An 11,938-nucleotide genomic window follows, 5' to 3' on the forward strand; every position below is an offset into this window, starting at 1 on the left:
AGGTTAGGCAAGCCTATCCTCCGCTTCTCCTATTCATTTATTGGCCTTGAATTTCGTTAATGATACCGGCCGCTTCGTCCAATGCCTCTTGAGGCGACTTTTTGCCTGACAATGCTGCTTGTACGGCTGGAATAAGGGCTTCGCTCTCGATCTCGTTCCAGTACTCAAGAACAGGACGGTTTTTCGTTTGCGGAGCTGACAACGTTGTGCCAAGGGAAATCAGATGAGTGTATTCCGGTTTCTGACCGCTGGTCTCAAGAATGGATTTGCGGGCAGCGACACCGATTGCGGCCAAATACTGATCATTACGCTCATACAGGAATTGGATGTACTGCTTTGCGATATCCTGCTTCTTGGAAGAGGCAGGGATGACTTGATACCAAGGACCCGGTACGACGCCGACGCCTTTTTCTCCGCCGATCATAGGAGCCGTTCCTACTTTGCCGGCTACTTTGGATCTGGCTGGATCATTAGATGGGACGAAGAAATGCCCCCACTCGAGCATCATCGCCATTTTACCGTTCCAGAACAACTCGGCAATTTCGTCGGAAGCCATATTCAAAGCGCCTTCAGGGGCAGATTTGTCTTCTCTGAGCACTTTGGTCAGAAATTCCAATGCGTCTACATAAGGCTTCGTATTTACATTCGCTTTGCCGTCTTCACCGACAACGAGGCGGTCTGCTCCGGCTTGCAAAGCGTGATCCAGCCAGCTTGCAACGGAGTCACCGTTGTTTTTGCCGAGTACGCCTGTGCCGTACATATCCATTGTACCGTCGTTGTTCGTATCGCGTGTGAAAAATTTAGCAACGTCACGGTACTCCTGCCAAGTTGCGGGCGGTTTCAACTCATAGCCGTATTCTTTCTGAAATGCTTCTTTTTCCTTCGCATCCTCAAAAAGGTCTTTACGGTACAGCATCGTCTTCGAGTTGGTCCAAACCGGCATACCGAGCAGCTTGCCGTCAACGTTAGCTCCATCGATCAAGTTAGGGTACAAATCGCTTTTTACCTCATCCGTAAACAGCTCATCCATCGGAGCCAAACCGGATGCCAGCGCTGGGAACCATAGGATGTCGATAACCGCTGCGTCGTAGGAACCGGCTTTTGCCTTCAGTTCCGCGTTCAGCTTGTCATAAACGCCTATATAAGGAACGGCTTCTATCTTGACTTCATAACCGGTTTGCGTTTTAAATTGTTCGGCTGTTGCTTCGGCTACTTTGAAAGCGGGACTTCCGCCTTCCACGAGTACGGTAATAGATCCGCCTTTTTCTTCATTTCCTCTAGTACCCGTATTGCCGGTGTTTTCTGTACCTTCACCCGTATTGTTGGCGCTCTGATTATTACTGCTGCATCCCGCTAAAATAGATGATAATACCAACATGACAGCCATTGCAGCTAACCCGATTTTTTTCCGATAAGACATAACCGTTCCCCCCAGGTTTTTATTTTATCGATCCCACAGACCATGCTCCGGCCATCTGCGCGGCAATCTTTGCTCTACAGGAACGCAGCCAACGTAATGCCCTTTTCCTTCTGCGTCTAAAATGACATAGTTGTCATCACCGGTTAAATTGATACCCGGAAGATCCCACGGCGCCGGATTGACGAGATCGGAGTCATGAACGACTTTTTCACAAGGATTCTCCTGATTGTACTGCGCGTGGAAACGGCCTACATCATCTGTCAACGGCTCGTCAGTCAGCTCATAGTCGATATAGTAGAATAGATTTTCAATTGCGGATTCGCTTTCATTAATGATTTTGATAACTGCCCCGCTTCCGAAAGGCATCGGGAAGTAGCTGTTCATTGCGGCGGCAAAAGGTCCTTTAGGTCCGCGCTTCTCTCCGAACACCATGCTCAGCGGCAGGGATACGAAATGTTTGCAGGTCGCGTGCCCGATTCCGAAAAAATCGCCGAGAGGCGCTCTAACGCTCGGATTATCTTCGCCGTCCCAGTACATTTCGATAATGACTTTACGCAATTACTTCGGCGCGTAGCAGCGGATTGTAAGCCAGATGTGCTTAATGCTTCCGGAACCTTTAATATCGGCAACGACAAAGGTTTCACGGGATGGGACGACTTTGAAATCCCGGTTGCCGCCTGTCTTGTCATAACTGGATTCACGAAGACTGCGTGCGTTCTTAATCATCGGCAGTTCGCCCAGCGGACTGTTCGGCTGCCATACGTTCATTGTTTTTCCTCCCGTTGATGGTTTTTATTGCGATTGCATTGCTCAATCTTATTTAGTATTTGGAAGCGCTCTCTTTTGCTTTCCATGTGTTTATTGTATAGTAAGAATGAATAGATGTCGTTGGCAAAGATTTTTTAATTGTTGTCATATACTGCTTTTATTTTTCCGCGGAGGCGATTAGGATGTTGATAGAGCAGCTTTCCCCTTATATACGAGTTGCTATGGACAGCAAAGTAAACTTTCCATGTCATCTGAAAGAAAGGCGAAATGAATGTCAAAGGCATGTTCATCCAGCTGTTCATTCATTTGCTAAGGGAGAATTACTGGATTCAGAACCCCCGCCTGCTTACGAACATGGATGAATTGGTCAAGCTCCGCAATTATTTAAAGCATCATGTCGATCAGAAAGTATCGCTGGATGAACTCGTTCGTGTGTCGGGAATCAGTAAATTCTATTTAATCCATTTGTTCAAAAAAACATTCGGCATGAGTCCCATCCAATACCATCAGCTGCTTCGAATCGAGAAGGCCAAGGAGATGGTCCAGTTCACTTTAGAGCCATTAAACGTGATCGCAGAGAAATTTGGATACCCTGATATCCATACTTTTAGTAAAGCGTTTAAGAAGATGGACGGGGTAAGCCCTTCCTTTTATCGGAAAACATAAAATAAAGAGGGAGAGTTCAACATGAACTCTCCCTCTTTTATTTCAGGTAAGGGCGCTGCGATGATCCGGCTGCGGATTCAAATGATGATGCGAGCCGCGGCATGCGCATAATTGGATGCCGCGTCATGCTCCCGATGCTTCGTTCGTCATCTCTTTAACCCTGTCCGCCGCCATCCATGCGATTCATGCGGCCTCCTCCCGGATTAGACGCTCTACCGCTTGTTACCCCTGATTCATTTAAATAGGTTACAGCGTTAGAAATGGTCATGCTCACGCTATTAGCTCCCTCTTGATATTCGCCATCCGTATACAGCCCGTCCGCTTCGCTTCCGGTTGACGAGCCTCCTGAATACAGAGTATACTCCGTATCCTTATTCAGCTCAGATGAGGATATCACTACCGTTTGATATTCCTTTTTAGGGGCAAATGTCGCGATAGTCTCCCCATTACTATCTTGCAGACTAATCAATGAACCAGCCTGCTGTGTGCTTGAGTATTGCATAAGAATCGAATGTTGTGTCGATTGCTCGGAAGGAGCTTCTGCCATTCCTGCGCTTCCTGCAGCGATCAGCAATCCGCCGCTAATTTCAAATACGCCGTTATAATCCAAAGCACCGTTGTTATTCACCGTCGGTCCATTCACAATCACCGTTCCACCCTTCATATAGATGGATCCGTTTGAATCCAAGCCATCACCCGCAGCGTCAACTGCCACATATCCGCCATTTATATGGAGTGTACTGTCTCCGGAGGAGCTGAGCGTATTTTGCCCAGACCGCCCATTTACGGATGATCCGTCATTGCCTCCGCCAATGTTAATGCCGTCATCGCTGGAGACCACATGAATTTCGCCGCCTGAAATCGTTACAAGCTTACTCTCAATTCCCTCATAGCTTTTGTCGATCGTAATAGCTCCGTCTATGACCGTGATAGATGAGTCTGCATGTATACCATCGTCACCGGCAGTAATCGAAAATTTTCCGGCTGCCAGAGTCATGCTGTTATTGCTGTGAAGAGCATCATCAGAAGAATCGATTTTAAAATTGCCTCCGCTTATCGTAATGTCAGAAGAAGCTTTAAGTCCTTTCGCGCTTTGCGTTTCCGTTTCATCGCTCGCCTCAGATGCATTGTCCTCCCATCCTCCCCTCGCGTTCTGTCTGTTGTCTTCAGCTTTGACGCTGCCGTTAACGCTGCCGTTAACGCTGCCGCCTCCGGTGGTAATGGTATATTGCCCGCCTGTAACGAAGAGCGAGGTTTCTGCCTGAACGCCGTCTGAGCCTGCCTTGATATCAAAGGATCCCCCCTCAAGGACAATAAATCCTTTCGAGGTCTCGGTGTCGTTTGTGGATTTGATGCCGTCTCCGGCCGCTTCAATTGTGACGGTTCCTTCTTTCACTGCCAGCATATCCCGCCCCACTAAGCCATCATCCGCCGAATGAATCGTAATATTTCCTCCGGTAATGATTAAAGCATCCTTGCCAACAATTCCGTCGTTATAATGGCCGTTCACCGTTAAGCTGCCCGTTCCGTTTATCGTTAGAGCATCCTTACTGAAGATGGCAGCACTAGGATCATCCTCGCCGGTATTTGCATAGCTCTTGCCGTCCGATACCATGTTTTGCGTTCCATCCTGCAAAGTTAATATGGTTTTATCGGCCTGTTTCACATAAATCGCTGCATCATTTGAATTATTAATCTCCGCTCCGTTTAAAACGAGCTTGACCGTACCTTTGTTTTCAACGTCAATCATGATTTGGCCATCATCAAGCTTCCCGCTAACGACATATACGCCTGGCAGCGCAATTCTAATTTGGTTATCAACCATCGCTGCACCTGAACCTTTAAAACTGGCGGAAGCTCCATTTAGCTCGATATAATTCGGATCCTCATTTTCCCAGTCACTGTAATAATCCTCCTCGTCGTAGGTAACCAGCTCACTTCCATCCGTATTGGCTGCAGCGCTGCTATCTACAGCTAATTCGGCACTTTCTGTTGTCTCAGAACTGTTTGCCGCTGGTGCAGTATTGCTGCTGCAGGATGCGAGCAAAAAGATACTTAAAAGTGCTGACGCCAGCTTCAGGCTGCTTAATTTATTTTTCATCATGCCGCTTCCTCTCCTTATCGCCTTACATGTCTTTAATTTGTACCCATTTCGATCTGCTTTTAATGTATCAAGACAACCTGAACTAACCCTGAAACCAATCTGAATCATTTCTGAGTGTCTTGCGGCCGTAAATGCCAAACCCTATGTATCTATACGCTTACATTCAATACATCCTTAGAGAGGCTCGATTAATAATCGCAAAAATGAAAAAAAGACACCGCAATGGTGTCCTTTTTCGTTGCCTACCTATGATTTCAGTCCATAAACGGGCTTACGACCGCAAATATATTTGATTTACTTAAATTTCTTTTTAATATCCCATAAATAATGGAGAATTACGGCGAGGGCAAGAATGAAATACAAACTCACAAGAATCCAACTCGTGGGATCAATCGGTCTTAACGTTAAAATAATGTTTAATGGCAGGACGTAGTATAAAACATCCTTCAAATAACCTAGCGCAAAATCCGGATCGAAAGAGCCTGCCCAGAATGCCTTGAAAAAGGAGATAAGAAAATTAATAATCAGGAGCCCAAGTACGGACCACATGGTATAAAGAATCCAGTCTGAAAGTGTAAATGTCACTTATCATCACCACCTTCGTACATACTATGCTCGAAGTACGGACAGGTGAGGATAAATAAAATTAAAATAGGCTCAATTTTCGTTATTAACTAACTTTATCTTTCCGAAGATTTAGTTTAGTTTAATCTTTTGCAGCTCATCCATGAGAGCAGGCCTCTTCCGATAATTGAGACATAGCTCCTCAATGATCTTTTTCGCTTGAGCTTCTCCGCCTGCCTTAATGAGATGACGAATAATACCACATACTCTCCGATACTCATTTCGATTCGAAGACCGGGCAGTTTCCTCAGCTATGATTTGTGAAAACAAAAGAAAAACTTCATCTGCATGCTCGCCGACGAGGTGAGGGTAGTAGTCCATTAAGGTTCGTTTGTGCTTATGAACATATTTCAGCAGTCTCAGCGTCTCCTTTTCTTCAATAAGCACTCTGGTGTATAAGGAAGCTGTATTCCAATTCCGATCGCAATTCGTTTCTAGCTTGTCTAAAAACCCCTCGTATGCTGCTTCCCATTCATCCTTGCTGTACAAATCTTTTAAACGCAAGTAATAACTATAATCACCCGATACTGCGAATTCCTCTGCAAGTTTTAATTGATGCTCCACTTGATAAGTAAGCTCATAAATTTCGTAGCGATACTTTTTCCATTGATGAACAAGACCAGGATAACCCTTAATGGTATCCTTCTGTTCTCCTTGCTCGGCTAGCTCCAGTGCTTTACCGAATTGAAGGTTCTTTATCGCGTCTTCTATTGCCATTTTGCGAAAAGCCTCAATGTCGAGATGATCTTGCATAAACTTCAATGCTTGACTCTCGCCTTCAAGCTTTTGAATGACTTGGTACCGAAGCATGGCCGCTTCCTCTGAAAAATAGGAGCTATATGATGATTTGTTACTTTCATGGCTCTCCAATCTTTCGATCAAATTACTCCATAAGTGCTTTTCCGCATCATTCGTTATTAAGTAAATTGCACTTTCCATGAGGGACAATTGCCACTCATCCCACCCCTCTAAACTTGGATGAAGCACCTCTTTTAAAAGCAGCTTAAATAGGTTTGGTCTATCCTTGTTGGAGATAAATTCAAATTGGCTAGCTGCACTATGTACAACGTTTAAGCATACCTGAATTAGACCTCCGACATATCCGTCAGAATCATCACACGACTGCAATAAATCTCCCATCTCATGCATAATGCAAAAACTAATTTCAACGGCACGAAGATGATGTCCGCTTTCTAATGCTTCCTCCGCTTTCTCCATTACTTTTTCTGCACCAGCTATAGCGTAGGGAACATTACGATAAGCAATAAAGCCATGACGATCGGAGTTTTGCTTAATAGAGGAACGAATCACTTTTTTATATTGGTTTAAACCCTCTTTATTGTCGACATTAATGAATTTCAAAGAAAGTGCTTGCTCTACTTCTTCAATTTCATTGGAAAATTTGACAAGCAGCGTAATTAACTCGTCCTTATTGAGCTTAGACAATTGGTCAGCGATATTCTTTTTAGGGGCAGACTGAACCTTCTCTTGACTGAAAAATTCGTTTCTGATTTCCAAAAGAACAGCTGCTGCATGCTTACAAATTGGACCTTTATCGTAAGGACATTCGCACAATGTATAGATTACTTCACCACGTGAACCAAGCTGTATTTCCACATCGTAAAGCTCGCTTCCCTCAACTTCAGCATGATAAATCCGTGGCTCTGTTTCAGTAATGGAAAAGATATGACCGTTTTCCCGATACACTTCTCCTCGCTCAAGAATAATCGGATCTATGATATTCTCAATCTGACTCAGCTTCATTCCAATCAACCTGCTTTCTTACCTTCAATTATTTAACTCTATACTATCTAATCGAACAAGAGTCAGGCAATAGAATAATTTCTGTCAATTCTCTCATCCGCCTAGCAATGTCTAAACCCGGGTTTGCCCTCTTCGGCATCTCCAAACATAGCAAAGGGATCAAGCTGATTGCTGGTCCCTTTGCTATGTTTGGAGGCGAGGGTATTTGAACCCTGTCCGAAGATAACGCCATAAAGGCTTCTATGGGTGTAGTCACATTGCTTGCAATACAAAAAGAGCACCTCTCGCGGTGCTCTTTCTTATGGTTTGGTGGATGCGAACCGTGGCATTGCAAATCCACAATTCGCCTCCGAGTAATGATTCGGATATTGAGAGAAGCTTAATTTAATAAGTCGGGCTGCTCTTTTATGATCATATCCCAAAGAGGTTGAAAGCTGAACCAGCCTACTCGCTCCGAACCAATTTGGCCGCTTGTCAATTCCGCATGCTCCTCTTGAATTTGAATCGGCTTTCCTGCCATTTCCGCTAATAATTGCGCTTGGCAGCATCTTTCCATCGTAATAAACCACCAAGCTGTTTCATCTACAGATTTTCCGACCGTCAAAAGACCGTGATTCTGTAAAATAACCGCTTTATGGTTACCTAACGCAAGAGCTATTCGTTTCCCTTCTTCATAATCAAGAACGACTCCATTATAATCTTCGTAAATAGAATGATCTTTATAAAAAGCGCAAGCGTCCTGGGTAATCGGATCGAGCAGACGTCCAAGCGAAGACCAGGCTTTACCGTAAGCGGAATGAGAGTGAGCGGCTGCAACAGCATCGGGACGGGCCGCATGAATTTGAGAGTGTATGGCAAAGGCAGCGCCGTTTACGATACCGGTACCCTCAGAACTCCCTTCAACAATATCGCCGTAGTGATTAACTAAAACCAGATTGGAGACTTTAATTTGACTAAAATGCATGCCGAATTGGTTAACCCAATAATGATCCGGTTTTTCAGGGTCGCGAACGGTGATATGGCCAGCTAAACCGTCATCAAAACCGTATTTTGCAAATAAACGAAAAGCCGCTGCCAAGCGTTCTTTTCGGTGCTGCCTTTCATCTTCAATTGAATTAAAAGTTGGCGCTTTCGGAAAAACTAATTTTGATTTCATATTAGCACTCCCTAAGTAATCAATTAATAAACAATACGGATTGGTAAATATCTTCTAAAACAGGGACAACGTTTCCCAAAGCATTGGAGGGGAAACACTTCATGAATTTCTTCCTGCTTTAAATCTATTCCCAAACCTCTTCCAATGAGTACAGCTTACTGCATAATTTTTTTGAGTAAGATCTCAATTCAGCGTCGTCGAACCATAGGGAACGAACTGGATTCTTAGAAACTGATCAAGGTGGCGCCTGAAACAAAAGTTTAATCAATGGCTAGTTTTGCTAAACTCTGTTTCAGGTGTAACAACTAGCAAAGAGATGCGCATTATATGATACACCTCTTTTGATTGAAGCTTATGTAATGGAAAAGCAAAAACCCCGACCTCATGCGGTCGGGGTTTACATGGTGGAGGCGAGGGATTTGCTTCTCAATTTGTTCTTTATGAGATCTAGTTATACGCCCCATACCGTAATAATCATCAGCATACGACCCGAATTCATATTTTTCCATCTCAATTGTAAGCTCTGTATTATCAGATTGAAGTACTATCCATTCATCGTTATTACTTATTGGGCGATACATGAAGGCTAGTGCTTTTGAATTATCATACCTTTTATTCTTAAACCTGCAAACCAAATTAAAAACTTTTGTATCGTCTAATCGTGCACCTCTTTTTAGAGCAATTTTGGCCCCACCTTCTACTTCTGTACGAGATCTAGCAGGATACTTATATATGTAATCGGTATCAGGTATAAATAATTCAGTTAATAACGCACTATTACTTCTCACTTTACGAACAAAGCGTTTTTCAAATTCCATCAGTGCTAATTCATTCAAATCGAGCTCAAAATCATTATATTCTATACACTCAATCAGATAATCGTTACTTTCATCCGAAAATGTTGCTCTTATCAAATAACCCAGCATATGAGAAACTCACCCTAACATTCTAAAGATTTAGAAATTCTTTAGAATTTTATTTCTACATCACAGTTAATTATTCCTTATTTATCCAAAATAATGATTTGATGATGAACATTTTCACTTTATAGAACGCAAAAAGAGCACCTCATGAGGTGCTCTCTCTGATAGTATTGGTGGAGGCGAGGGGATTTGAACCCCTGTCCGAAGATCACGCCACACAGGCTTCTACGGGTGTAGTCACAGTTTTGATGTCACCCAAGCAAACGCCCCGTAACCGGCTTTCGCTAAGGTCAGCCTGATTATCTTCTTCAGCTCACCGCAGGCGGAGATGAGACAGCGTATTCCACTACTTGTTAGCCCCTAATCCAGTCACATGGACGATGCTGGGTAGAAGCACGCACACAGTTTCTTAGGCTGCGAAAGCGTAGTTTGTTTGTTGTTTGCCGTTTAATAGGCTTTAGCGTTGATGAAGCAGACGACTCCCTGCTACCCGCAACCCGCGCTCGTACAATCCCCGTCGAATCCATAAACGCCCCCAATTTTGCATAAACGATTAGCTGCAGATCCACACTGTTAAGCATGTTAAACCGGCACTAACGTTTAGCTCGATTGAAGCTTTAGGATTAAGGAGCAGTTTCCATCAGATCGATAATCAATCTGTCAGGCTGTTCCGATTGTCTAGCACGATTGCTCTTGCTTTGTTTGTGTTACCGTTGCTACTGTCTTAGTATATCACGAAAGGACAGCTTCCGTGCATATTTGTTATTGGCAGCATTGGTTATCATCTTCCATGGAAATCATCAGCTTATCGCGCGACCTTCTGCTTCTCGCGCAAGGCACGCTGGATATCGCGCTGAGCATCACGCTTAGCGGCCGTATCCCGTTTATCGTATTGCTTCTTACCTTTACCAAGTCCAATCAACAGCTTCGCATATCCGTTGCGCACATAAATCTTCAAAGGCACGATCGCATAGCCTTCTTGCTTGGACAAACCAAACAGCTTATGAATCTGAGCCTTATGCATTAAGAGCTTGCGGGCTCGCGTTGGATCAGAGGGATTATGAATATTCCCTTGCTCAAACGGACTGATGTGCATGTTGTGTATGAACATTTCACCGTTACGAATGGTTGCAAACGCATCACTAATGTTCGCGCGGCCATTGCGAAGCGATTTAATTTCCGTACCCAGCAGCACCATGCCTGCTTCGAACGTTTCCTCAATGAAATAGTCATGGGAAGCCTTCTTGTTCTGGGCGAGCTGCTTGCCGTCACTTTTCTTACCCATGCTAGTCACCTCGGCTTATTTAAGCTAAAATAGTTGTTGCACGCATTCTGGTGTTCATTGTAACAACTTTAGGAACGGAAATCAAGGCTGCGGTTGAATGATTCTCTAGACATCCGATGCCAAAAAGGAGAATTCTCATGCTGCTTGAAATCATTGCTACCACTGCCGATGAAGCGGTTACAGCCGCTTTGCACGGAGCTGACCGCGTAGAGCTTATCTCGGCCTTCGACCAAGGTGGTCTAACCCCTCATGAAGCCGTTACGATTCCGGTGATTGATGCGCTTAAACGGCTCGAACAATCAGATGACGCATCTGTTTCCAAAATAATTCCCGTACATGCGATGGTCAGGCCGCACAGCAAATCCTTCGTATACGATAAAGCGGATCTTAACGTCATGACCGCTCAAATAAAAAGAATGCGTTTATTAGGAATTCATGCATTCGTTCTGGGCACTTTGTGGCCTAATGGTATGATTGATACCGATTCATTAGAGAGACTATTAGAGGCTGCCGGAGACCGTCCGGTCACCTTTCACCGGGCATTTGATAAAGCTGCCGATCAAGAAGCCGCTTTATCCACTCTTACCCGGTATCCGCAGATCAAATGGGTGCTGACCTCCGGAGGAAAGCCAAGCGCGCCTCAGGCTGTAGACCAAATCAGCCGATTGATCGAGCTAAGTAAAGGACATGCTGTCACAATTATGCCTGGCAGCGGATTAACGATATCCTCCTTGCCTGCTTTCGTTCATGCAACGGGAGCACGCGCCGTTCATCTTGGAACCGGCGTAAGAACCGGCGGAATAGATGCTCCTATCGATGGTGCACTTGTACGGCAAGCCCGTCTTTCTCTTGATTTATTCCAATAAAAATACAAATCCTAATTAAATAGCCCATCCTCATTCGGATACAAAAAAACCGCCCTCAACCCGTAAGGTTAAAGGCGGTTTTGTCAACGTTCTTAAGCTATTACAGCTTTACAACGTTTTCTGCTTGTGGTCCACGGTTGCCTTGAACAACGTTAAATTCTACGCGTTGTCCTTCTTCAAGAGTTTTGAAACCTTCGCCAGTGATTGCGGAGAAGTGTACGAATACATCGTTGCCGCCTTCAACTTCGATAAAACCGAAACCTTTTTCTGCGTTAAACCATTTAACTGTACCTTGTTGCATGTGTAAAAACCTCCAAAAAAATAATATTAATATGCGCCTGGTTTGTCTTTAAACAAAAAAT

11 protein-coding genes and 1 other RNA gene are annotated in these 11,938 nt (G+C 44.3%); 2 read left to right on the forward strand and 10 right to left on the reverse strand.

The window, feature by feature from the left end; all coding sequences use genetic code 11:
* Positions 1-37: 37 nt before the first annotated feature.
* From ASG81_RS07320 to ASG81_RS31880, 3 genes are read right to left on the reverse strand one after another with little or no spacing between them, the layout of a single operon-like run.
* Complete coding sequence (locus ASG81_RS07320; RefSeq protein ID WP_056631221.1) at positions 38-1,420, reverse strand: ABC transporter substrate-binding protein; 1,383 nt, start codon at positions 1,418-1,420, stop codon at positions 38-40.
* Positions 1,421-1,444: 24 nt separating this feature from the next.
* Entirely contained in the window at positions 1,445-1,978 is a 534-nt protein-coding gene (locus ASG81_RS07325; RefSeq protein ID WP_200961444.1) for a glycoside hydrolase family 172 protein, read from the reverse strand.
* Entirely contained in the window at positions 1,979-2,188 is a 210-nt protein-coding gene (locus ASG81_RS31880) for a hypothetical protein (RefSeq protein ID WP_200961445.1), read from the reverse strand.
* Positions 2,189-2,455: 267 nt separating this feature from the next.
* Here ASG81_RS31880 and ASG81_RS07330 point away from each other — a divergent pair, with 267 nt between their 5' ends.
* Complete coding sequence (locus ASG81_RS07330) at positions 2,456-2,854, forward strand: helix-turn-helix domain-containing protein (RefSeq protein ID WP_056631225.1); 399 nt, start codon at positions 2,456-2,458, stop codon at positions 2,852-2,854.
* 154 nt (positions 2,855-3,008) lie between these two features.
* On the opposite strand, the gene ASG81_RS07335 is transcribed toward ASG81_RS07330, so the two are convergent.
* From ASG81_RS07335 to smpB, 6 genes are all read right to left on the reverse strand, one after another.
* Positions 3,009-4,958 (reverse strand): carbohydrate-binding domain-containing protein, encoded by a 1,950-nt coding sequence (locus tag ASG81_RS07335; protein WP_200961446.1) that lies wholly within the window; start codon positions 4,956-4,958, stop codon positions 3,009-3,011.
* A gap of 696 nt (positions 4,959-5,654) precedes the next feature.
* The gene (locus ASG81_RS07345; protein WP_056631230.1) at positions 5,655-7,346 is read right to left on the reverse strand and encodes an SWIM zinc finger family protein; all 1,692 of its coding nucleotides are present in this window, start codon (positions 7,344-7,346) and stop codon (positions 5,655-5,657) included.
* Positions 7,347-7,725: 379 nt separating this feature from the next.
* Positions 7,726-8,502, reverse strand: coding sequence for a class II aldolase/adducin family protein (locus ASG81_RS07350; protein WP_056631233.1), 777 nt, complete (start codon positions 8,500-8,502; stop codon positions 7,726-7,728).
* Between the two features lie 323 nt (positions 8,503-8,825).
* Positions 8,826-9,428: a hypothetical protein gene (locus ASG81_RS07355; RefSeq protein WP_056631236.1), complete on the reverse strand. Its 603-nt coding sequence runs from the start codon at positions 9,426-9,428 to the stop codon at positions 8,826-8,828.
* A 168-nt stretch (positions 9,429-9,596) separates the two neighbouring features.
* Positions 9,597-9,962, reverse strand: a transfer-messenger RNA (tmRNA) gene (gene ssrA / locus ASG81_RS29640).
* Positions 9,963-10,230: 268 nt separating this feature from the next.
* Positions 10,231-10,710, reverse strand: coding sequence for an SsrA-binding protein SmpB (smpB, locus tag ASG81_RS07360; RefSeq protein WP_056631239.1), 480 nt, complete (start codon positions 10,708-10,710; stop codon positions 10,231-10,233).
* Positions 10,711-10,847: 137 nt separating this feature from the next.
* Between smpB and ASG81_RS07365 the strand changes: the two genes are divergently transcribed.
* Positions 10,848-11,576, forward strand: a complete 729-nt coding sequence (locus tag ASG81_RS07365; RefSeq protein ID WP_056631241.1) for a copper homeostasis protein CutC — start codon at positions 10,848-10,850, stop codon at positions 11,574-11,576.
* 100 nt (positions 11,577-11,676) lie between these two features.
* On the opposite strand, the gene ASG81_RS07370 is transcribed toward ASG81_RS07365, so the two are convergent.
* Complete coding sequence (locus ASG81_RS07370) at positions 11,677-11,877, reverse strand: cold-shock protein (RefSeq protein ID WP_028609190.1); 201 nt, start codon at positions 11,875-11,877, stop codon at positions 11,677-11,679.
* Positions 11,878-11,938: the final 61 nt, after the last annotated feature.

Source organism: Paenibacillus sp. Soil522, assembly GCF_001428245.1.
In the GTDB taxonomy this organism is placed as follows: Bacteria; Bacillota; Bacilli; order Paenibacillales; family Paenibacillaceae; genus Pristimantibacillus.

What these genes read in the sequence shown, in the direction of transcription:
- ASG81_RS07320 (WP_056631221.1), bottom strand. Translation starts at nt 1,420, where the DNA reads ATGTCTTATCGGAAAAAAATCGGGTTAGCTGCAATGGCTGTCATGTTG.
- ASG81_RS31880 (WP_200961445.1), bottom strand. Translation starts at nt 2,188, where the DNA reads ATGAACGTATGGCAGCCGAACAGTCCGCTGGGCGAACTGCCGATGATT.
- ASG81_RS07330 (WP_056631225.1), top strand. Translation starts at nt 2,456, where the DNA reads ATGAATGTCAAAGGCATGTTCATCCAGCTGTTCATTCATTTGCTAAGG.
- ASG81_RS07335 (WP_200961446.1), bottom strand. Translation starts at nt 4,958, where the DNA reads ATGATGAAAAATAAATTAAGCAGCCTGAAGCTGGCGTCAGCACTTTTA.
- ASG81_RS07345 (WP_056631230.1), bottom strand. Translation starts at nt 7,346, where the DNA reads ATGAAGCTGAGTCAGATTGAGAATATCATAGATCCGATTATTCTTGAG.
- ASG81_RS07350 (WP_056631233.1), bottom strand. Translation starts at nt 8,502, where the DNA reads ATGAAATCAAAATTAGTTTTTCCGAAAGCGCCAACTTTTAATTCAATT.
- ASG81_RS07355 (WP_056631236.1), bottom strand. Translation starts at nt 9,428, where the DNA reads ATGCTGGGTTATTTGATAAGAGCAACATTTTCGGATGAAAGTAACGAT.
- smpB (WP_056631239.1), bottom strand. Translation starts at nt 10,710, where the DNA reads ATGGGTAAGAAAAGTGACGGCAAGCAGCTCGCCCAGAACAAGAAGGCT.
- ASG81_RS07365 (WP_056631241.1), top strand. Translation starts at nt 10,848, where the DNA reads ATGCTGCTTGAAATCATTGCTACCACTGCCGATGAAGCGGTTACAGCC.
- ASG81_RS07370 (WP_028609190.1), bottom strand. Translation starts at nt 11,877, where the DNA reads ATGCAACAAGGTACAGTTAAATGGTTTAACGCAGAAAAAGGTTTCGGT.